The sequence below is a fragment of the Xylophilus sp. GW821-FHT01B05 genome (assembly GCA_038961845.1).
Taxonomy (GTDB): Bacteria; Pseudomonadota; Gammaproteobacteria; order Burkholderiales; family Burkholderiaceae_C; genus Xylophilus.
In genome coordinates this window covers 3,549,867-3,568,014 of the sequence record CP152408.1, presented here as the reverse complement: position 1 = coordinate 3,568,014, position 18,148 = coordinate 3,549,867, and the positions used below count along the sequence as shown (strand labels likewise).

Annotated in this window: 20 protein-coding genes and 1 tRNA gene; 3 read left to right on the top strand and 18 right to left on the bottom strand. The window is 66.1% G+C overall.

Translation table 11 applies throughout. The features are described from left to right. Positions 1-47: 47 nt before the first annotated feature. The 11 genes from AAFF27_16620 to AAFF27_16570 form a co-directional block, all read right to left on the bottom strand. Complete coding sequence (locus AAFF27_16620; protein ID XAH21638.1) at positions 48-1,295, bottom strand: phage major capsid protein; 1,248 nt, start codon at positions 1,293-1,295, stop codon at positions 48-50. A 61-nt stretch (positions 1,296-1,356) separates the two neighbouring features. After that, entirely contained in the window at positions 1,357-1,602 is a 246-nt protein-coding gene (locus AAFF27_16615) for a hypothetical protein (GenBank protein XAH21637.1), read from the bottom strand. After that, a complete protein-coding gene (locus AAFF27_16610; protein XAH21636.1) occupies positions 1,592-1,858 on the bottom strand; it encodes a hypothetical protein in 267 nt (88 codons plus the stop codon). Before AAFF27_16610 ends, AAFF27_16615 begins: the two co-directional genes overlap by 11 nt. Next, on the bottom strand, positions 1,855-2,199 hold the full coding sequence (locus AAFF27_16605) for a hypothetical protein (protein XAH21635.1): 345 nt from the start codon (positions 2,197-2,199) through the stop codon (positions 1,855-1,857). The genes AAFF27_16610 and AAFF27_16605 overlap by 4 nt, the downstream gene beginning before the upstream one ends. Further along, entirely contained in the window at positions 2,199-3,572 is a 1,374-nt protein-coding gene (locus AAFF27_16600) for an AAA family ATPase (protein XAH21634.1), read from the bottom strand. The genes AAFF27_16605 and AAFF27_16600 overlap by 1 nt, the downstream gene beginning before the upstream one ends. Beyond that, positions 3,569-3,775, bottom strand: a complete 207-nt coding sequence (locus AAFF27_16595; protein ID XAH21633.1) for a hypothetical protein — start codon at positions 3,773-3,775, stop codon at positions 3,569-3,571. The genes AAFF27_16600 and AAFF27_16595 overlap by 4 nt, the downstream gene beginning before the upstream one ends. Further along, positions 3,772-4,188, bottom strand: a complete 417-nt coding sequence (locus AAFF27_16590; protein ID XAH21632.1) for a hypothetical protein — start codon at positions 4,186-4,188, stop codon at positions 3,772-3,774. Before AAFF27_16590 ends, AAFF27_16595 begins: the two co-directional genes overlap by 4 nt. A gap of 318 nt (positions 4,189-4,506) precedes the next feature. After that, on the bottom strand, positions 4,507-4,704 hold the full coding sequence (locus AAFF27_16585) for an AlpA family phage regulatory protein (protein ID XAH21631.1): 198 nt from the start codon (positions 4,702-4,704) through the stop codon (positions 4,507-4,509). Positions 4,705-4,866: 162 nt separating this feature from the next. Beyond that, positions 4,867-5,730, bottom strand: a complete 864-nt coding sequence (locus AAFF27_16580; GenBank protein ID XAH21630.1) for a hypothetical protein — start codon at positions 5,728-5,730, stop codon at positions 4,867-4,869. A 33-nt stretch (positions 5,731-5,763) separates the two neighbouring features. Then, the gene (locus tag AAFF27_16575; protein XAH21629.1) at positions 5,764-6,987 is read right to left on the bottom strand and encodes an integrase arm-type DNA-binding domain-containing protein; all 1,224 of its coding nucleotides are present in this window, start codon (positions 6,985-6,987) and stop codon (positions 5,764-5,766) included. A gap of 179 nt (positions 6,988-7,166) precedes the next feature. After that, a tRNA-Leu gene (locus AAFF27_16570) sits at positions 7,167-7,251 on the bottom strand. 38 nt (positions 7,252-7,289) lie between these two features. Between AAFF27_16570 and cysM the strand changes: the two genes are divergently transcribed. The 3 genes from cysM to AAFF27_16555 all read left to right on the top strand — a co-directional run bounded on the left by cysM (position 7,290) and on the right by AAFF27_16555 (position 9,047). Then, positions 7,290-8,192, top strand: a complete 903-nt coding sequence (gene cysM / locus AAFF27_16565) for a cysteine synthase CysM (GenBank protein ID XAH21628.1) — start codon at positions 7,290-7,292, stop codon at positions 8,190-8,192. Positions 8,193-8,258: 66 nt separating this feature from the next. Further along, entirely contained in the window at positions 8,259-8,792 is a 534-nt protein-coding gene (locus AAFF27_16560) for an NUDIX hydrolase (GenBank protein ID XAH21627.1), read from the top strand. Positions 8,793-8,819: 27 nt separating this feature from the next. After that, positions 8,820-9,047, top strand: a complete 228-nt coding sequence (locus AAFF27_16555; GenBank protein ID XAH21626.1) for a sulfurtransferase TusA family protein — start codon at positions 8,820-8,822, stop codon at positions 9,045-9,047. A 17-nt stretch (positions 9,048-9,064) separates the two neighbouring features. On the opposite strand, the gene galU is transcribed toward AAFF27_16555, so the two are convergent. The 7 genes from galU to hemC form a co-directional block, all read right to left on the bottom strand. Next, positions 9,065-9,964 carry a UTP--glucose-1-phosphate uridylyltransferase GalU gene (galU, locus tag AAFF27_16550; GenBank protein XAH21625.1) on the bottom strand — a complete coding sequence of 300 codons (900 nt, stop codon included), beginning with the start codon at positions 9,962-9,964 and terminating at the stop codon, positions 9,065-9,067. 105 nt (positions 9,965-10,069) lie between these two features. Next, the gene (locus AAFF27_16545; protein XAH21624.1) at positions 10,070-12,964 is read right to left on the bottom strand and encodes a valine--tRNA ligase; all 2,895 of its coding nucleotides are present in this window, start codon (positions 12,962-12,964) and stop codon (positions 10,070-10,072) included. A gap of 179 nt (positions 12,965-13,143) precedes the next feature. After that, positions 13,144-13,788 (bottom strand): VOC family protein, encoded by a 645-nt coding sequence (locus AAFF27_16540; GenBank protein XAH21623.1) that lies wholly within the window; start codon positions 13,786-13,788, stop codon positions 13,144-13,146. A gap of 157 nt (positions 13,789-13,945) precedes the next feature. After that, entirely contained in the window at positions 13,946-15,223 is a 1,278-nt protein-coding gene (locus tag AAFF27_16535) for a heme biosynthesis HemY N-terminal domain-containing protein (GenBank protein ID XAH21622.1), read from the bottom strand. Positions 15,224-15,228: 5 nt separating this feature from the next. Next, entirely contained in the window at positions 15,229-16,326 is a 1,098-nt protein-coding gene (locus AAFF27_16530) for a uroporphyrinogen-III C-methyltransferase (protein ID XAH21621.1), read from the bottom strand. 41 nt (positions 16,327-16,367) lie between these two features. Continuing rightward, positions 16,368-17,162 (bottom strand): uroporphyrinogen-III synthase, encoded by a 795-nt coding sequence (locus tag AAFF27_16525; GenBank protein ID XAH21620.1) that lies wholly within the window; start codon positions 17,160-17,162, stop codon positions 16,368-16,370. Between the two features lie 19 nt (positions 17,163-17,181). Beyond that, positions 17,182-18,141 (bottom strand): hydroxymethylbilane synthase, encoded by a 960-nt coding sequence (gene hemC, locus AAFF27_16520; protein ID XAH21619.1) that lies wholly within the window; start codon positions 18,139-18,141, stop codon positions 17,182-17,184. Positions 18,142-18,148 lie beyond the last annotated feature (7 nt).

The window sequence follows — 18,148 nt, the reverse complement described above, 5'->3', positions numbered from 1 at the left end:
TCACTTGCTGGGCCACTCACCGAGTAACGCCCTCGTTCATCAGGTGCTCAGGGGCGCACACCCTTCACCACCGCCAGGGCCTGGGGATAGGTGACGGCCACATCTGCGCGGACGTGGCACATGAAGCCGATTTGCCCCGTGGTGGCGAAGGCCTCTCGCAGCAGCTGAATCGACATCTGCTCACGCATCATGAACACCACCCGCGAGAAGTCGCCCAGGTAGAGCTCGCTTGTGTCGTTGCTGGTGCCGGTGGTGATGTTGTCGGGGATCGCCGGGGTGGCCAGCAGCTTCACGTTCTCGAGCATGCCCGGCACCCGCAGCGGCTGGCCGGTGCTGTCGACCAGCCCGCCCAGCTTCACCAGGCTGCGTGGGCTCATGATCGCCGCGGTGGGCACCGAGGCATTCACCCCCAGCAGCGCGGCTGTCGCAGTGAAGAAGCCTCCGTATCCGGCCAGGGCCGCCCCATTCGCGCCGTTGGCCACCACCTGCACGCCGGGGGTGTTGAGGATGCCCCGGGGCTCGGGCTCAGTACCGCTGCCCCGCAGGCCGGCCCGGTCCAACTCCTTGGCGAACGCCTGGGCAATGGCCAGGGTAAGCGCGGCGGTCATGTTGCCGGCGTCGGCAAGCAGCTCGCGGGAGACCTTGAAGTAGAAGGCCAACGATTTCGGCGCGGCGGTCACTGCCCGGAATGTGGGCTCGCTCTCCTGCACGTCGCCGTTCTCCAAGCGCCAGGCTGCGGTCGGTACGCTGTCCACCGCGGCGAAGGTGAACTTCTTGGCTCCGTTGTCGAGGGGCACGATGCCGGCGCCGGCTTGCAGCAGGGCCGAGGCGGGCATGAGCGCTTCGAGGATGCCCGGCATGACGATGCTGGGCACCGCGTAGCCACCGCTGGAGTCGGTGCCGACCGAGAGGCTGGCCGATACCGCTGCGGTCGTCTGCATGCCGGCGACGCCGCGCACGAAGTCGTGCAGGTCGAACCGCTCGGTCGTGGCACTCTGCGCCGCGCTACGGCCGGCGTAGTGGCTGCGCACGTCGTCGGCATTGCGAAGGACGCGCACGCCGCCCTCGGCCTGGCCGCTACCGGAGCCACCGGCCCAGCTCTCGCCGGCGGCGTGTTGCGCTGCCATCAGCGCGGAGATCTGGCCGCTAATGCGCTCTGCCTCGGCAATCACGGAATCGACCTGCTCGGCCGCCTCGGGCGGCATGCGCTTGTCGGATGGGTATTTCGCCATCAGGACGCGGGCTTCCTCGACCTTTGCATCGTGCTGGGCACGGAGTTTTGCTAGTGCGGACATGGGTGACCTTCAAAAAGATGAAGGCTTGATCGTCCGGCTGTCACTCCATGCGCCGCAATGTCTAGACCGGTAGCGCCTCGGTGCTGGTGGTACCAACCTGGCGCATCTGGGAGGCGAGGCGCTTTTCCCGCAACCAACGGTCGAAGTCCTCGCGGGCGATCACCTCGACGCCGGGCGTGATGGCGAAGAACAGGGGAAAGGTGGCGTCGCGCTTGAGCATGCGGCTCAGGGTGTGGCGGCCGATCCCCAGCTCGAAGGCGACGGCCTGGCGACGCATGTAGCGACTCACGGCGGGTTCAGTTCGCATCGGGGTCCTCCTGGGCGCGCAGCACGGCCTTCTCGGTGTGGATGCTGGCGCGCAGGCCGCCATTGACCTGGGCCAGAAGGAACAGGGCCAGCGCGGTGCGCGCCTCGGGGTCCCGGGTGGCGATCCTGATTTCTTCGAGGATGGTCGGCAGGCGCACGTCGTCGTGCTTCATGGGCGCCTCACCGGCCAGCAGCAGAGCGACGTAGTGCTGTAGCGGGGTGTGGAGCTGGGCGGCGGTGCGGGCGGTTGTGTTCATGGGGTGTTCTTGGGGTGGGTGGCAACGGGGTAGGTTTCGCGCAGGTGCCCCAGCAGATCGAGCTGGAGGTGCGGTGGTGTCGCCAGGCATTCGGCGCGCATCTGCTCGCGTGCGGCGGGGCTGTCACCGTAGTGGTCGCAAGCCCGCATGGCGGCGGCAAGCAGATCGGCGGTGGCTTGTTCGGCCTCGGCCAACACTCGCAACAGACCGGGCTTGTGGAATCGGATGAACTCCCGTAGGGCGTCGTCCAGTTGTTCAGTTGGACCGACGATCAGCCGGCCAGCAACCGCGCGGGCGTGGAGCCCCGCGTCGTGCAGCACGCGGTAGGCATCGGCGCTCATCAGAACGATTCCTCGCTGGGCGCGGCCGTTGGCGGCAAGTTGTCCAACTTGGCCATGTTGTCCAACTTGTCCACGTTTTGAGAGTGGCCAACATGAGCGCTTGTCGTGGACAAGTTGGCTTCGGTGGGCATGTCTTCGCCCGAAGATTCCCGCGAAGGTTCCGTAGATTCCACATTCCTAAACGTGGAATGTTCGGAATCTTCCAGGGAATCTTCGGGGGCATTTCCGCCGGGCAATCGCCAGTACCACCCCTCCTTCATTGCCCCTTTGCGGCGAATGACAGCCAGCTTTTTGGAGGCGTTCCAGATCTGCTTCTTCGTGAAGCCGGCATCAGTCAGTACCTTGTTGGCCTCCTTTGCAGGGTGCCAGCCGTCGCCTTCCAGTGCTTCACGCAGTAGCGCTGCCGCATCGCCTGCGCTTTCTCCGGCGTCCTCCCCGTCATCGGGCTCGGCCAACAGATCGCGCGCACTGCCGGCCACCGACGCGCCCCACGCAACCCGTGAAGCCTGGATACCAGGCAGCGCCTCGATCTGCTCCAGGTGGTACTCGAAGCCCCCATCGTCCGGCCCGATGTTGGATTTCGAGCGCGCCAGGATCCTGCGGTCTTCACCTTCGACGGTCTTGACCTTGGCGGCCACCAGCACCACGCGAGCGACGGCCGAGAAGGCAATGGAGCCCACCACGCGCTGGGTTGGGTCCTGCCCTTGCCCGCCTTTTGAGAAATGGCTGATGCCCAGCACCGCGGCGCCGGTCAGGCTGGCCAGGTCGACCAAGGGCTGCAAGGCGCGCCGGACCTCAGTGTTCTTGTGGCTGTCTCCGGCCACGGCACTGACCACGGGATCGACGATCAGCAAACGCACGCCGCCGATGCGGTCCACCGCCGCCATCAACTGGATCATGTCGCGGGCCGGGTCGAACGGCACGATGTCCCCTTGCACCTGGGAGCCGGCCACGAAGTAAATCCGGGCAGGATTGCCACCGGCCGCGATCAGGCGGGGCAGCAGTGTGTCGGCCGGGTCGTCCTCGCCGGACCAGATCAGCACGTTGCCCTGAGCGCAGCGGGTGCCGTCGGGGAAGTAGCCGCCCATGGTGATGGTGGCCGCCAGCGTGATGGCAATGGTGGTCTTGCCCTGACCAGGTGCGCCGGCCAGGACATGGAATTTTCCTTCTGCCAGCCATCCCGGCCACAGCCACGCAATGGGTTGCGGCGTGATGGAGCTACCGCACAACAGCACCACGCCATCACTGACGGCAGTGCGCTCGCTGGCTACAGGGTCGGCAGCCGGCGTCGAGGGCTTGGCCTTGTGCCTGGGCCGCTGCGGCGGTGCCTGGTCGGGCAGCAACTCATCCAGCACGTCGAGTGCGTCTCTCATGCGGGGGCCCTCCATCCAAGCTCATGCAGCCGCTCGCGCAGTTCCTCCCGCAGGTAGTCATTGATCCAGCCCTGGTGCTGCGGCCAACTGGCGCCGTGTGCCTGGGCCAGGACCGCTATCTGCCGGTCGTACCAGGCGCGGGCATGCTGGCGGATCTCGCCGGGGCTCATGGGGGTGTCGATGGTCTTGGCGAGGTAGCTCATTCGGCACCGCCTTCCATGGCGCTGAGGGTGTCTTTCCCGCGCTCGATCAGAGTGGCTGCAGCGCGCAGGGCAGACGCGCTCTGATCGCCTCTTTGCAGGTCCAGCGCCATGACGCCGTGGACCAGCGCCAGGACATCGCCCAGGGCGTGGAAGAACTCGCTGGTGTGGTCTTCGCTGACATGGGCGCAGGCAAGGTCTTTGACGACCTGGGCCAGCCAGTCAGATGCCAAGGTCAACAAGCGATGCTCGGTGCCATCGGGCTCCGCGCCTACGGTCGCTCGGTCGATCTGTGCCAGCGCGACGGTCAGATCGTGACGCGGCGCAGATGGATACCACTGCGGACGTTTGGCGTACGCAGTAGAAAAACAGGCGGGGGATTGCGCAGACGTGCGCGCGCAGACGGACTCAGCCATGACAGGCCTCCAGGACGTTCGGTTTGCAAAAACCAACGCTCCCGAGACCAATCGGGGCGGTGGCTCGACGAGTTGGTCTACCGGGAACCTCCTGCGAGAACCGGCCAAGCTTGCGCCTGCACGTCGAGCCACCAAAAACTGGAGGCGCTAACGACAAAGCCGCAGACCCTGCGGGGAAACTGCGGCTTTCGTCGCAGAGATTCAGCGGGAGACCAATCCCGATCCCGCGTTTTTTTGACGGGACGGTGCATTGTGAGGCTTCGCGAAATGCTGTGCAAGCGCTTCCCTGCGCTGCAGGAATCTCCCAGCTCGGGGCCATCACTGCACCGCCTTACCGGCCTGGGCATCGCGCCAGGCAATCAGCTGGTCACCGGGGATGACCGTGCAGCGTGCAGATAGCCGGATCGGCTGGGGGAAGTCGGGCCGGGTCTTGACCCAGCGCCAGAGGGTTGCGGTGCCGATGCCCAGCAGCTCGGCTGCGGCCTTCGGGCGGTAAGACTGGGCAATTGATGCCATGCGTCACTCCATTTCGACCCGCGTTGCATCGTGCTGCGGGAGTGGAGTGACTGTCTTTTTCTTGCCGTCAGGTTTGAAGCCAGCCTACGGGCATGACTCGCCCTGTGCTGGCAAGCTAGGCCCTTTGCTGGCAGGGTCGGGGCTGTGCAGTAGGACTCAGGCTCAGATGCCCTTCAACCAATCCCGAATGGTCGAGAACTCGAACGGAAAGTCTTTGGTGTATGCGATGGCAGCAGCATCCTTGCTGGTGAACTGGCTGCGTTCGGCTTTGTAGCGCGTAACCACCCGCTCGCGCACCGCTTGGTTCGGCGCATGGCGGACGCCGGCAGCGGCTTTGGCCAGTACGCGACGCACGCTTACTGCGGCGCTGCTGGTGGGGTCCGCCTCCAAGGTCTCAAGCAAAGTACTGGCGCCCGCGTCCCACATGTGAAGACCGTTCGCCAGGGCGCCAGCCTCTCCTGCTTCGTGCAGAACCTCCAAGAGCTCAGCATGAGATGCACAGCCTTGGCTAGCCTGCCATAACCAGTGCAGTTCCAGGGCCTGCAGCACATCGTGATCCGACGGGGGGCCATCGAAGGCGAAATGTTCCAGCACTTCCCGAAAGAGGGCATGAAATTTCAGTTCTGCCATCTTGTTGAAGACGGCGTAAGCCCATCCTTCAGTGCGCGCGTAGCCGGCCGGCGTGCAATGCTCGCGGCAGTACTCGTTGTCCCCTACCGTGCCGTCCTCGATAGAGCGGCGAAACCAATGGGCGCCATCCCAGGCAGATCCCCATTTGACCCACTGTGCATAGGCGAAAAGCGCCGGCAACTTGTGGGTGTGGCGTTCCTGCAAGCCGTCATAGGTCCTTGCGTACTGATCGTTTGCACGGGTGCACAAACCGGAGATGTTCCGTGGTAGGCCAATCTCCAAGGGAAGGTTCATCTCGAAGACCTCCTTTACCGCATCGGCCCATGCCCCATCTCGGATTGCGTTGTAGCGGTCAAGCGCTTCGTGATCTATCCCGTCGTCCGTTTCGTCATCCATTGCCAACTCCTAGAAATTCAGCCCACGCGGTCATCATCGCGGCCCGCCCTTGAACTGGATCACGTCCGCGCCGACACGCAGTTTGTCCAGGTAGTCCGCCCAGCGCTGCATCATCTTTCGCCGTGCCGGTAGGTGTGCCGTGCGGTTGTAGGCCCGGCCATTAACATCCTTGACCGCGTGCGCCAGTTGGTGCTCGATCAGGTCTACGCGCTCGCCCATTACCTCGTCCATGATGGTTCTGGCCATGGCGCGGAACCCGTGGGCGGTGTGCACTTCTGCGCTGTAGCCCATGCCGCGCAATGCTGCATTGATGGTGTTCTCGCTCATGGGGCGCTCGCCAGTGCGCAGGCTGGGGAACACGTAGCGGCCGTGCCCGGTGGCGGGGTGCAGGCCGCGAAGCAGATCCACCGCTTGCGTGGCGAGTGGCACCAGGTGGTCAACCTTCATCTTCATCTTGCTGCCTGGGATGCGCCACTCTGCCGCGTTCAGGTCGATCTCTGCCCATTCCGCAGTGCGCAGCTCGCCAGGCCGGACAAACACCAGCGGCGACAGCTTCAGGGCGGCTGTGGTGGTCGGGTGCCCGGTGTACCCAAAGATCGAGCGCAATAGTTCGCCCGTCTGCTGGGGCTCAGTGATCGCGGCGAAGTGCCGGGAAGTAGCCTTGGTCAGGGCGCCCTTCAGATCCTGTGTTACGTCGCGTTCTGCGCTGCCGGTGGCGACCGCGTACCGGAACACCTGGCCGCAAACCTGTTTGACGCGCTGAACGCTATCGAGGGCGCCGCGGGCTTCCATCTTGCGCAGAGCTGCCAGCACGTCCCGTGGGCCGATAGTGAGCATAGGCATGGACCCGATGAAAGGCAGCACGTCCTTTTCAAGCCATGTTGTGATCTTGTTCTGGGTGCTGGGCATGCGGTCGGCGCTTGTCTTCTCCAGCCAGTCTCGCGCCACGCCTTCGAAGGTGTGCACTATGGCTGCTGCAGTCGCCCGCTTTTCCTCACGCTTGGCGGTGCTGGGATCGATCCCATCGGCAAGCAGCTCGCGGGCCTTGTCACGCTTGGCACGGGCTTTCGCCAGCGAAACGGCAGGGTAGACGCCTAGAGCCAGCGTCTTCTGCTTCCCGGCGAACCGGTAGCTCATGCGCCAGTACTTGCCTGGGCCCTTCACATGGAGGTACAGGCCCAGCCCATCCGTGTGCTTTTCCCCAGCCGTCGAGCCGTTGGGCTTGGCGTTCTTCACGAACGTATCTGTCAGCGCCATCCTTGGACTCTCCCTGTTGGTACTTCTGAGAGCGGGTACTTCCAAGTACCAGCAAAAATACCAACAAATTGTTGGTATGTCATGGTACCAAGCGGGGCGATGCGAGACAAAGAAAAACCCGCTATGCCTATGGCGCATGCGGGTTTTGAGAGGTTCTGAGACCTTGCGAGACTTATCAATGGTGCCCGGGGCCGGAATCGAACCGGCACACCTTTCGGTGGGGGATTTTGAGTCCCCTGCGTCTACCAATTTCACCACCCGGGCGTCGGGAGCGAAGTCTGAAATTATGGCACAGTGCAGCCATGAAATATCCCACCATTGAAGACACCATCGGCCGTACGCCGCTTGTTGCGCTGCAGCGCATTGGGGCGGCGGAGGGTGCGGTTTCGGGCAACGTGGTGCTCGGCAAGCTTGAGGGCAACAACCCGGCGGGGTCGGTGAAAGACCGGCCGGCCTTGTCGATGATCCAGCGCGCGGAAGAGCGCGGCGACATCCGGCCGGGCGATGTGCTGATCGAGGCAACCTCTGGCAATACCGGTATCGCGCTGGCGATGGCTGCGGCCATCAAGGGCTACCGCATGCTGCTGATCATGCCGGAGGACCTGTCCATCGAGCGCGCGCAGACCATGAAGGCTTTCGGTGCCGAGCTGATCCTCACGCCCAAGAGCGGCGGCATGGAGTACGCGCGTGATCTGGCCGAGCAGATGCAGAAGGACGGCAAGGGCCGTGTGTTGGACCAATTCGCCAATACCGACAACCCGCGCATCCACTACGAGACCACGGGCCCCGAGATCTGGGAAGCCACGCATGGCCGCATCACCCACTTTGTGAGCGCCATGGGCACCACCGGCACGATCACCGGCGTGGGGCGCTATCTCAAGGAAAAGAAACCGTCGGTGCGCATCATCGGCGCGCAGCCGGCTGAGGGCTCGCGCATCCCGGGCATACGCAAATGGCCCGCAGAGTACATGCCGCAGATCTACGACGCCAACGTGGTGGATGAGACGGTGCTGGTCAGCCAGTCGGATGCCGAGGAAATGTGCCGCCGCCTGGCGCGCGAAGAGGGCATCTTCGCGGGTATTTCTGCGGCAGGCGCCTGCTGGGTGGCGCAGCAGATCTCGCAGCGCGAGCAGAACGCAACCATCGCCTTCATCGTCTGCGACCGTGGTGATCGCTATCTCTCGACCGGCGTGTTTCCCGCCTGAGTTTTTGAACGAAACAGTGCTTAAGCCCAGGCAGGGTGCCGGCTATTAGCTATTGAAAGAGTAGCAATGCAGCAGGATTACCGCTTCTGCCCGCAGTGTGCGGGCGCGCTGGCGCCCATGGCGCGGATGGAAGACGGCGGCGAGAAACTGCGCCTGCGCTGTGCCGCCTGCGGCTGGACCCACTGGAACAACCCGACGCCGGTACTGGCGGCCGTGGTGGAGGTGAATGGCCAGGTGCTGCTGGCGCGCAATGCAGCCTGGACGCACCGCATGTTCGCGTTGATCACCGGCTTCATGGAGGCCGGCGAGAAACCCGAAGAGGGCATTGCGCGCGAGGTGAAGGAAGAGACCAACCTGTACGCGCAATCGGTGCAGCTGATTGGCGTCTATGACTTCCAGCGCATGAACCAGGTGATCATTGCCTACCACGTGCAGGCCACGGGCGAGGTGCGGCTGTCGCCCGAGCTGGCCGAGTACCGCATGTTTGCCCTGGATGAACTGCGTTGCTGGCCTGCCGCCACGGGCCTGGCGCTGGCCGATTGGCTGCGTTCACGTGGGCGCGAACCGGTCTTCATGGAGTGGCCGGCGCCTGCGGCCTAGAATCCCGTCCTCTGTACGGAACCCAGCATGGAAGTCAACAAAGAACTCGACACCCGCGGCTTGAATTGCCCGCTGCCTATCCTCAAGGCCAAGAAGGCGCTGTCTGAGCTGCACAGCGGGCAGTTGCTGCGCGTGGTGTCGACGGATGCGGGCTCGGTGCGCGACTTTCAGGCCTTTGCGCGCCAGACTGGCAATGAGCTGGTCGAGCAGCAGACCGCGGGCACCGACTTCATCCACGTGCTGCGCCGGCGCTAGTCCGGCGCGTTCGAGGCTCAGGCCGAGGCCGTCTTCCCGATGTCGAGCGTCGACAGGTATTCGCGGAAATTCGCGCCGACTTCCGGGTGCTGCAATGCGAGTTCGACGGTGGCCTCCAGGAAGCCTTCCTTGCTGCCGCAGTCGTAGCGCTTGCCTTCGTACTGCCAGGCGTAGACCCACTCGTTCTTCATGAGTCCGGCGATGCCGTCGGTGAGCTGGATCTCGCCGCCCACGCCCTGCTTTTGCTGGCGGATCTGCTCGAACACGGCAGGCGTGAGGATGTAGCGGCCGGCCACGCCCATGCGCGAGGGCGCAACGGCTGGGTCGGGCTTCTCGACCATGTGCTGGACCTTGAGCAGGCGGTCTTCCACCGTGTCGCCGACGACGATGCCGTAGCGTTTGGTCTGCTCTTGCGGCACTTCCTGCACCGCCAGCACCGAGCCGCCGGTGCGCTCGAACACCTGGGCCATCTGCGCCAGCACCGGTGGCTTGCCGACCATCAGGTCGTCGGCCAGCAGCACGGCGAAGGCGTCGTTGCCGACCAGGTGCTCGGCGCACAGCACGGCGTGGCCGAGGCCCAGCATGCGCGGCTGGCGCACGTAGGACAGCACCATGTCGTCGGGCTGGATCGACTTGACCAGGGCCAGCAGCGCGTGTTTGTTGGCGGCTTCCAGCTCGTTCTCGAGCTCGTAGGCGGTGTCGAAGTGGTCTTCGATGGCGCGCTTGTTGCGGCCGGTGACGAAGATCATGTGGCGGATGCCGGCTGCGTAGGCTTCTTCCACCGCGTACTGGATCAGCGGCTTGTCCACCACCGGCAGCATTTCCTTGGGCTGGGCCTTGGTGGCCGGCAGGAAGCGGGTGCCAAGGCCGGCAACGGGAAACACGGCTTTCTTGATGCGACGGGACGAAGAGGTCATGTAGGCGAGTTCCTTCGGGTGAGTGAGCGACTGCTGCGGCGTGGGCCTAGCCCCGAGCCGCAGCAACAAGCGGACCATGCTAGCGGCAGGCCCGGTAAGTGTCTGTCAGGTCAATCGTACAAGTTGTGCGCGCAGGCGCTCCAGGGCGGTGCCGAAGTCGGTCAGGCGCTTGTGCTCTTGCTCGATCACGGCTGGCGGGGCCTTGGCGACGAAGGCCTGGTTGGCGAGCTTGGCGTGGGCCTTGGCGATCTCGCCCTCCAGGCGTGCCACTTCCTTGCCCAGCCGCGCTTTCTCTGCCGCGACGTCAATCTCCATGTGCAGGCAGATACGTGCCTCGCCCACCACGGCCACGGGCGCGGCGTCGGCGGCCTGCTGCCAGCTGGCTTCGTCGTCGAAGAGCTTGACCTCGCCCAACTTGGCCAGCGCCTGCAGTGCCGGCATGGCGGTGCGCAGGAAGTCTGCGTCGCCCACCGCATACAGCGGCAGCCGGGTGGCGGGCGAGACATTCATCTCGCCGCGCAGCGTGCGGCAGGCGTCGACCACGGCCTTGAGCTTGGTGACATAGGCCTCGGCTGCGGGGTCGATGCGCTCGGGCTGGCTCTCGGGGTAGGCGGCGATGCTGACCGATGCGCCGGCACGGCCAGCGACGGGCGCGACCTTTTGCCACAGCTCTTCGGTGATGAAGGGGATGATCGGGTGCGCCAGGCGCTGGATGGTTTCCAGCGTGCGGATCAGGGTGCGACGGGTGGCGCGCTGTTGCGCTGCGTCGCCGGTCTGGATCTGCACCTTGGCGATTTCCAGGTACCAGTCGCAGAACTCGTTCCAGACGAACTCGTAGATGGCGCTGGCGACGTGGTCGAGGCGGTAGTCGACAAAGCCCTTGGCGACTTCGGCCTCGACGCGCTGCAGGGTGGAGCTGATCCAGCGGTCGGCCTGGCTGAAGCGCAGGTAGCCGTGGGCGCTGCCACCGGGGGCGCAGTCGGCCTTGCTGTGTTCGACCAGGCCGCAGTCCTGGCCTTCGCAGTTCATCAGCACGAAGCGCGTGGCGTTCCAGAGCTTGTTGCAGAAGTTGCGATAGCCCTCGCAGCGCTTGGGGTCGAAGTTGACGCTGCGGCCGAGCGAGGCCATGGCCGCGAAGGTAAAGCGCAGCGCGTCGGCGCCGTAGGCGGGGATGCCGTCGGGGAATTCCTTCTCGGTCTGCTTGCGCACCTTGGGCGCGGTCTCGGGCTTGCGCAGGCCGGTGGTGCGCTTGTCCAGCAGCGGGCCCAGCGCGATGCCGTCGATCAGGTCGACCGGGTCGAGCACATTGCCTTCGGACTTGCTCATCTTCTTGCCCTGGGCATCGAGCACCAGGCCGTGCATGTAGACGTCCTTGAAGGGCACTCGGCCGGTGAAGTGGGTGCTCATCATGATCATCCGGGCGACCCAGAAGAAGATGATGTCGTAGCCGGTCACCAGCACCGAGGAGGGCAGGTAGAGGTTGAAGTCGTCGGTGTCTGCCGTGCCCTGGTTTGGCCAACCCATGGTGCTGAAGGGCACCATCGCGGACGAGTACCAGGTGTCCAGCACGTCTTCGTCGCGGGTCAGGGTCTTGCCGGGCGCTTGTGCTTGGGCCTCGGCCTCGTCGCGGGCGACGTAGACCTTGCCGTCTTCGTCGTACCAGGCCGGGATCTGGTGGCCCCACCAGAGCTGGCGGCTGATGCACCAGTCCTGGATGTTGTGCATCCACTGGTTGTAGGTGTTGACCCAGTTCTCGGGCACGAAGCGCACCGCGCCGCTGTCGACCGCGTCAATGGCTTTTTGCGCGATGGATTTGCCAGTGGCGTCGCCTTCGCCCACCTTGTTCATGGCCATGAACCACTGGTCGGTCAGCATGGGCTCGACCACCTGGCCGGTACGCACGCAGCGCGGCACCATGAGCTTGTGCTTCTTGACCTCGACCAGCAGGCCGAGGGCGTCGAGGTCGGCAACGATCTGCTTGCGCGCGACGAAGCGGTCCAGGCCGCGGTATTTCTCAGGGGCGTTGTCGTTGACGGTGGCGTCCAGCGTCAGGATGCCGATGACCGGCAGGCCGTGGCGCTGGCCGACCGCATAGTCGTTGTAGTCGTGGGCGGGCGTGACCTTGACCACGCCGGTGCCGAAGGCCTTGTCCACGTAGTCGTCGGCGATCACGGGAATGCTGCGGTCGCACAGCGGCAGCGTGACCTGCTTGCCGATCAGGTGGCGGTAGCGCTCATCCTCGGGGTGGACCATCACGGCGGTGTCGCCCAGCATGGTCTCGGGCCGGGTGGTGGCGACCACCAGCGATTCGCCGCTGCCATCGGCCAGCGGGTAGCGGATGTGCCAGAGCGAGCCGTCTTCTTCTTCGCTCTCCACTTCCAGATCGGACACGGCGGTTTTGAGTGCCGGGTCCCAGTTGACCAGGCGCTTGCCGCGGTAGATCAGGCCTTGCTGGTACAGGCGCACAAAGGTCTCGGTCACCACGCCCGAGAGCTTGTCGTCCATGGTGAAGTACTCGTGGCCCCAGTCCACGCTGTCGCCCAGGCGGCGCATCTGCGTGGTGATGGTGTTGCCGGACTTCTCCTTCCACTCCCAGATCTTGGCGACAAAGTTCTTGCGGCCCAGGTCGTGGCGGCTGAGCTTTTGCTCTTGCAGCTGGCGCTCGACCACGATCTGCGTGGCAATGCCCGCATGGTCGGTGCCCGGCACCCACAGCGTGTTGGCGCCCTTCATGCGGTGGTAGCGCGCGAGGCTGTCCATCACCGTCTGGTTGAAGGCATGGCCCATGTGCAGCGTGCCGGTCACATTGGGCGGCGGCAGCTGGATGGAGAAGGCCTCGGCGCCCGCTTTGGGCGCTCCGGTGCCGCGGTAGCCGGCGGCGGCGTAGCCGTGCTTCTCCCACTCTGGCCCCCAGTGCGCCTCAAGGGCGGCGGGCTCGAAGGACTTGGACAGGCTGTTGAGGCCGGGCTGGGCTGGGGGAGTGGGCTGTGCGTCGCTCATGGCGTAGAGAAATGAAAAACGGCATCACGTGGTGGATGCCGTTGGAATGACGGGGCAAGCGGCCGATTTTAGCGGGCGCGCCCCTTGTCTATCTGCGACGCCGCAGCGAAGAGCTTTTTAAAGAAAAAGTGCCTGAAACGCTTGGTGGTAGCCGGCTAATAGCTATTAATATAGTAGCGTCAGTTGGAGCTGCTGACTTCGGGGCGGTCGTTCTGCTGCGGCTTGAGCTGGACCACGGCCTTGCCAGCGGCGCGGTCGCGGCGCCATTGCTCCTTGCGCGCCGTCCATTCGGCCAGGCGGGCGTGGGCGGTGGTGCTTTCGCGCTGCATCTGTACGGCGTCGGCGAGCTGGGCCGTCAGTTCCAGCCGGATGCCGTTCGGGTCGAAGAAATAGATGCTCTTGAAGATGTGGTGGTCGGTCACGCCCAGTACCTCCACACCATGCGCCTGCAGCCGGGCCTTGGTGTTCTCCAGCTCTTGCACCGTGTCCACCCGGAAGGCGATGTGGTTGATCCACAGCGGCGTGTTGGGCGAGGGCAGGGCGGCGGTGTCGTCGCCGATGTCGAAGAAGGCGATGAAGGAGCCGTCCTTCAGGCGGAAGAAGAAGTGGGTGTAGGGGCAGTACTCGCCAGTGCTGGGCACGTGGTCGCTCTGGATGATGTGATAGAGCGGCAGGCCCAGGATGTCTTCGTAGAAGTGCCGGGTTTCCTCGGCATCCCTGGCCTTGTAGGCGTAGTGGTGCAACTGCTGCACGGCCGCGGGCGGCGGCAGCGTGGCCAGGCTTTGCGGCGAGAGGCGGGAGGGGGCGGTAAGCACGGCGGACATGAGGATCTCCTGTTCATCAGTGCAGGTCTGATGGTTTAACTATTCGTAATCGATTTACTTTATCGTAATTTCCGGAGCCTGCCAAGTCAGGCGTGCAGATGTAGAAACGCCCCGGGTGCCGGGGCACTGCGGGGCGTGTGGAATACGCGCGGAAAGCTCAGCGGATCGCAGCGGCCTGGCGCCAGGCTTGGGCGGCAGCGTCGGCGTCCTCGCGCTGCTCGGCCAGTTCGGCCAGTGCGCGCCAGGCGCTGCTGCGCAGCTCGGGCTGCAGCAGTTGCTGGCTTGCCTGGCCCAGCAGCTGTTGTGCCTTGCCCCAGAGCTGGCGCCGCAGGCAGGCCATGCCGGCCAGGTACTGCAGGTGCGGGTCGCGCGGGTTGTGCTGTTGGGCGTTTTCGATGCGCGCCAGCCAGCTGCCGTCGACCGAGGCCATGTCGGCCTCCAGCGTGCGTACCAGCCGCACCTGCAGCAGGCTGGGCAGGGCGTCGGCGTCGGTCAGCATGGCTTCCCAGGCCGGCAGCAGCCAGGTACGGACCTGTGACGGATCGCCCTGCAATTGCTGCAGGCGGCTGGCGGCGTGGATGGCGAGTTCGGGCGTGGCGCGCTCGGCGGGTTCGAACGATAGCCAGACCCGTGTCAGTTGCGCGGTGTCGTGCGCGCCGTTGAGCAGTTCGGTGGCCAGGCCGCGCACGATGCTGCTGGCCGCCACGGCGGAGAAGGCGCGGTGCTTGGCCAGCAGCCGTGCCGTTTCCAGCGCCTGCTGCGTCTGCCGCGCCAGCCGCGTGGCACGCAGCCGCAGCCGCAGCGCCAGCGTGCGCCGCCCGGCGCCCTGGGGCAGGCCTTCGAGCCATTCCAGTGCGGCGGGGGCGTCGCGGTCCTGCAGTGCCCAGCCTGCTGCGCGCAGCTGCGTGCCTTCGCGCACTTCTTGCGCCGGGCCAGAGGGGTTGTCTGCCGTCTGCTCCAGTGCCTGGGCCAGGTGGTGGTCACGCGCGGTGCGGTCCTGCAGCGCATGGGCGCTCTCAGCCGCCAGCAGATGCGCCAGCGCGCGTACCTGCACCGCATGGGCCAGAGGTTCGCCGCTGCCGACCAGGGCCTTTTCCTGGGCAATGGCCGCCTCGGCCGCCTTGCGCGAGCGGATGAAGCGCCCGGCGCTCAGATGCGCCAGTGCATCGAGCAGCGCCACGTGCATGGCGCGCTCTTTTTGTTGCGTGCGCCAGCGGTTGGCTTGCACCGGCAGGTCCAGCAAGGCGGCGAGGGCACGCAGCGCGATATGCAAGAGCGCAAAGCCGCCGAACAGCATGAGCAATATCAGGTTCAGGGACAGATCAACGCGGTAAGGCGGCCAGAACACCGTCACGGTGCCCTGGTTGTTACCTGCGAACAGGGCGACAGCGACGGCTATGCCAAACAGAGCCAGAAACCAGAGGGCGGCACGCATCAGCCTTACCTCCCCGCGGCGGCGGTAGCCAGCGCCGATAGCGTGTCGTCCAGGCGCGGGAGGTCCGTGCTCTTCAATTGGTCTTGCGCCTGGCGCAGCAGCGAGGCTGCGTTTTGCACGCGGCGCGAGGCCGGGTCGAAATAGCGCTCCAACGCCGCCGATGCCGCGGCCAGATCGGCGCGGGCCGAGGCCGGCTGGCGTGCCAGCACGCCCAGGCGGGCATTGAGCAGCTTGAGCTTCAGGTTCTCGCGCAGGAAGAAGGACTGCTCAGGCGCCAGCAATACGGCCTCGGGGTGGTCGATATGGCTCACGCGCACCAGGCCGCGTGCTTCGTCACGTACCGCCAGCCAGGCGGTGCGCAAGGCATGGCGCCACCAGGGCGCCTCTGTATCTGTTGCCACGGCAGGCGTGGGCTCGGTCGCGCCGATACCCATGCGCACCGGGGCCAGGGTGCGGGCGTCCGAGACCCGTGCCGCCGCGTTCTGCAGCGGCAGCTCGTCCATCTGCCGCACCAGCTCGTCCAGGCGTGACAGCAGGCCGGGCGTATCGAGCGTGTTGGCGCTCTTGACGCGGTCGATGTCGCGGGTGATGGCGCGCTGCACCGGTGCCAGGCGCGGCTGCGCGGCACGGCCGATGCGCTGGTCGGCGCTGCGCAGCGCGGCCAGCATGGGCTCGACGCTGCCGGTGAGCTCGGTTTGTTGCTGGGCCAGGCGCAAGGCCGATTCGATGTCGACCACCAGGTTCTCGTCCCGGGTGCGCGACAGGCTTTGCATCAGTTCTTCCAGCTGGGTGCGCTGCAGCGCCACTTCGGCCACGCGGGCCTCGGTGACGCCGATGCGCGCGGCCGCGTCCTGCGCGGTTTCCTGCGCCTGGCGGGCCATGGTGCGGGCTTCGATGGCCTGCGTGCCAGAGTCGGCGCTTTGGCGCGCTAGCTGCTCCTGGATGGAAGACAGCCGCTGCCACAGCAGCACGCTGGCGGCCAGCGCACCAATGGCGATCAGGGCGGCCACGATGCCCAGTGGCCGGGCCAGGCTGTCACGCAGCCCGATGGGCGCGGGCTGCGGCAGTGGTATTGCGGGGGCGGAAGTCGGCTCGGAACTCATGGGCGGATTCTATCGACGCGCCATGCGGGTGCGCGGCCTGTTCAACTCGCACCGGCTTGGCGCAGTGCATGGGCCACATCGGCCAGATCCGGCCGTGATGCGAGCACCGGCGCAAAGCCTGCCCGCATGGCGGCATCGGCGATGCGCGGGTGGGTGGCGAGCGCGGGTGAGCGGGACCAGTCGATATCCGGCAGCAGTGCGCACAGATTGGCAATGGCTTCAGAGCTGCTGAACAGCCAGATGTCACCCGCTGCGGCCGCTGCGCGTGCCAGCGTGGCGTCAAAGCAGTTTGCTGTGGGCACCTGTCGCTCGTAGGACACCACATAGTCCACGCTGCCGCCGGCCTGCGTGACCTGCTGTACCAGCCATTCGCGGCCGCTGCCGCGCTCTGGTGTGGCGGACGAATGCGCGCCGGCATCGGTGCCGCGCACCAGCAGCATGTGCATGCCTGGCCCGGCGCGGCCCTGCACCTGCTGCCAGAGCGATTCGGAGTCGAGCTGCGCCGCGTCGTTTGCGGGCGCGTCGATCTGCTCGGGCGCAAGGCCGCAGCGCAGCAGCGCGGCCGCGGTACCCGGCCCCGGCGCCCAGGCGCGCGCGGTGCGTGGCCAGGTGGCGCCGGCCGGGCGCGCCGCAAAGAAGGCGTCGGCTGCGTTGGCGCTCACGAACATCAGCACCTGGTACTGCGCCAGGTCTTGCCATGCGCGCCGCAGCGCTTGCGGAGCGGGTGATGGGGCGATTGTGATGAGCGGCAGCGCGTGGGCATCAAACCCTTCGGCGCGCAGCGACTGCATCCAGTGGGCTGCCTCGCGCGCGGGGCGTGTGACGATGACGCGCATGGGTGTGCGCTGGCCGCGCTCAGCCCGCGCCCTGGGCCTGCAGCTGTGCGGCCACCCGCATGCCCAGCGCCTCGGCGTCAGCGGGCGTGGCCACGGTGGCGTGGCCGCTGGCGCGCACCAGCAGGCCGGGGCGTGCCGGGTCGCCCCAGGCCGCGTCCAGCTGCAGCCCGCCGGGCGTGGCCTGCGCGTAGGCCGCCAGGGGCATGGAGCAACTGCCGCCCATGGCGCGGCTCACGGCGCGTTCGGCCAGGGCGGTCAGCGTGCTTGGGGCATGCGCCAACTGCGCCAGCAGGGCGGCCAGGTCGTGCCGGTCGGTGCGGATCTCGATGCCGAGCGCACCTTGCCCGGCGGCGGGCAGCATGGTCTCAGGGGAAAAGGTCTCGCGGATGCGGGCCTGCAGCCCGAGCCGGATCAGGCCGGCAGCGGCCAGCACGATGGCGTCATATTGGCCTTCGTCGAGCTTGCGCAGCCGGGTGTCGAGGTTGCCGCGCAGCGGCTCTATGCGCAGGTCTGGCCGCAGCGCCTGCAGCAGTACCGTGCGGCGCAGGCTGGAGGTGCCCACCACCGCGCCCTGCGGCAATGCGGCGAGCGTGGCGTGGTGGGGCGAGACGAAGGCATCGCGCGGGTCCTCGCGCTCCAGCACGCAGGCCAGCGTGAAGCCGGTGGGCAGCTCCATGGGCATGTCCTTGATGCAGTGCACGGCCAGATCGGCGCGGCCGTCTTCCAGCGCCGTTTCCAGCTCTTTCACGAACAGGCCCTTGCCGCCCACCTTGGACAGCGTGCGGTCCAGGATCTGGTCGCCGCGCGTTGTCATGCCCAGCAGCGTGACGGGCTGGCCAAGAGCGGCCAGCAGTGTCTTGACGTACTCCGCCTGCCACAGTGCCAGACGGCTCTCGCGTGTGGCGATGACAAGGGGGGCGGGGGCTTGACTCAAGGGCGTAACCTGCAGGTAATTCGGCGGAGCCGACGATGCTAGCATGCTGCAC

Excerpts from the sequence above, each read along its gene's own strand:
- AAFF27_16620 (XAH21638.1), bottom strand. The coding sequence starts at position 1,295 with ATGTCCGCACTAGCAAAACTCCGTGCCCAGCACGATGCAAAGGTCGAG.
- AAFF27_16615 (XAH21637.1), bottom strand. The coding sequence starts at position 1,602 with ATGCGAACTGAACCCGCCGTGAGTCGCTACATGCGTCGCCAGGCCGTC.
- AAFF27_16610 (XAH21636.1), bottom strand. The coding sequence starts at position 1,858 with ATGAACACAACCGCCCGCACCGCCGCCCAGCTCCACACCCCGCTACAG.
- AAFF27_16605 (XAH21635.1), bottom strand. The coding sequence starts at position 2,199 with ATGAGCGCCGATGCCTACCGCGTGCTGCACGACGCGGGGCTCCACGCC.
- AAFF27_16600 (XAH21634.1), bottom strand. The coding sequence starts at position 3,572 with ATGAGAGACGCACTCGACGTGCTGGATGAGTTGCTGCCCGACCAGGCA.
- AAFF27_16595 (XAH21633.1), bottom strand. The coding sequence starts at position 3,775 with ATGAGCTACCTCGCCAAGACCATCGACACCCCCATGAGCCCCGGCGAG.
- AAFF27_16590 (XAH21632.1), bottom strand. The coding sequence starts at position 4,188 with ATGGCTGAGTCCGTCTGCGCGCGCACGTCTGCGCAATCCCCCGCCTGT.
- AAFF27_16585 (XAH21631.1), bottom strand. The coding sequence starts at position 4,704 with ATGGCATCAATTGCCCAGTCTTACCGCCCGAAGGCCGCAGCCGAGCTG.
- AAFF27_16580 (XAH21630.1), bottom strand. The coding sequence starts at position 5,730 with ATGGATGACGAAACGGACGACGGGATAGATCACGAAGCGCTTGACCGC.
- AAFF27_16575 (XAH21629.1), bottom strand. The coding sequence starts at position 6,987 with ATGGCGCTGACAGATACGTTCGTGAAGAACGCCAAGCCCAACGGCTCG.
- cysM (XAH21628.1), top strand. The coding sequence starts at position 7,290 with ATGAAATATCCCACCATTGAAGACACCATCGGCCGTACGCCGCTTGTT.
- AAFF27_16560 (XAH21627.1), top strand. The coding sequence starts at position 8,259 with ATGCAGCAGGATTACCGCTTCTGCCCGCAGTGTGCGGGCGCGCTGGCG.
- AAFF27_16555 (XAH21626.1), top strand. The coding sequence starts at position 8,820 with ATGGAAGTCAACAAAGAACTCGACACCCGCGGCTTGAATTGCCCGCTG.
- galU (XAH21625.1), bottom strand. The coding sequence starts at position 9,964 with ATGACCTCTTCGTCCCGTCGCATCAAGAAAGCCGTGTTTCCCGTTGCC.
- AAFF27_16545 (XAH21624.1), bottom strand. The coding sequence starts at position 12,964 with ATGAGCGACGCACAGCCCACTCCCCCAGCCCAGCCCGGCCTCAACAGC.
- AAFF27_16540 (XAH21623.1), bottom strand. The coding sequence starts at position 13,788 with ATGTCCGCCGTGCTTACCGCCCCCTCCCGCCTCTCGCCGCAAAGCCTG.
- AAFF27_16535 (XAH21622.1), bottom strand. The coding sequence starts at position 15,223 with ATGCGTGCCGCCCTCTGGTTTCTGGCTCTGTTTGGCATAGCCGTCGCT.
- AAFF27_16530 (XAH21621.1), bottom strand. The coding sequence starts at position 16,326 with ATGAGTTCCGAGCCGACTTCCGCCCCCGCAATACCACTGCCGCAGCCC.
- AAFF27_16525 (XAH21620.1), bottom strand. The coding sequence starts at position 17,162 with ATGCGCGTCATCGTCACACGCCCCGCGCGCGAGGCAGCCCACTGGATG.
- hemC (XAH21619.1), bottom strand. The coding sequence starts at position 18,141 with ATGCTAGCATCGTCGGCTCCGCCGAATTACCTGCAGGTTACGCCCTTG.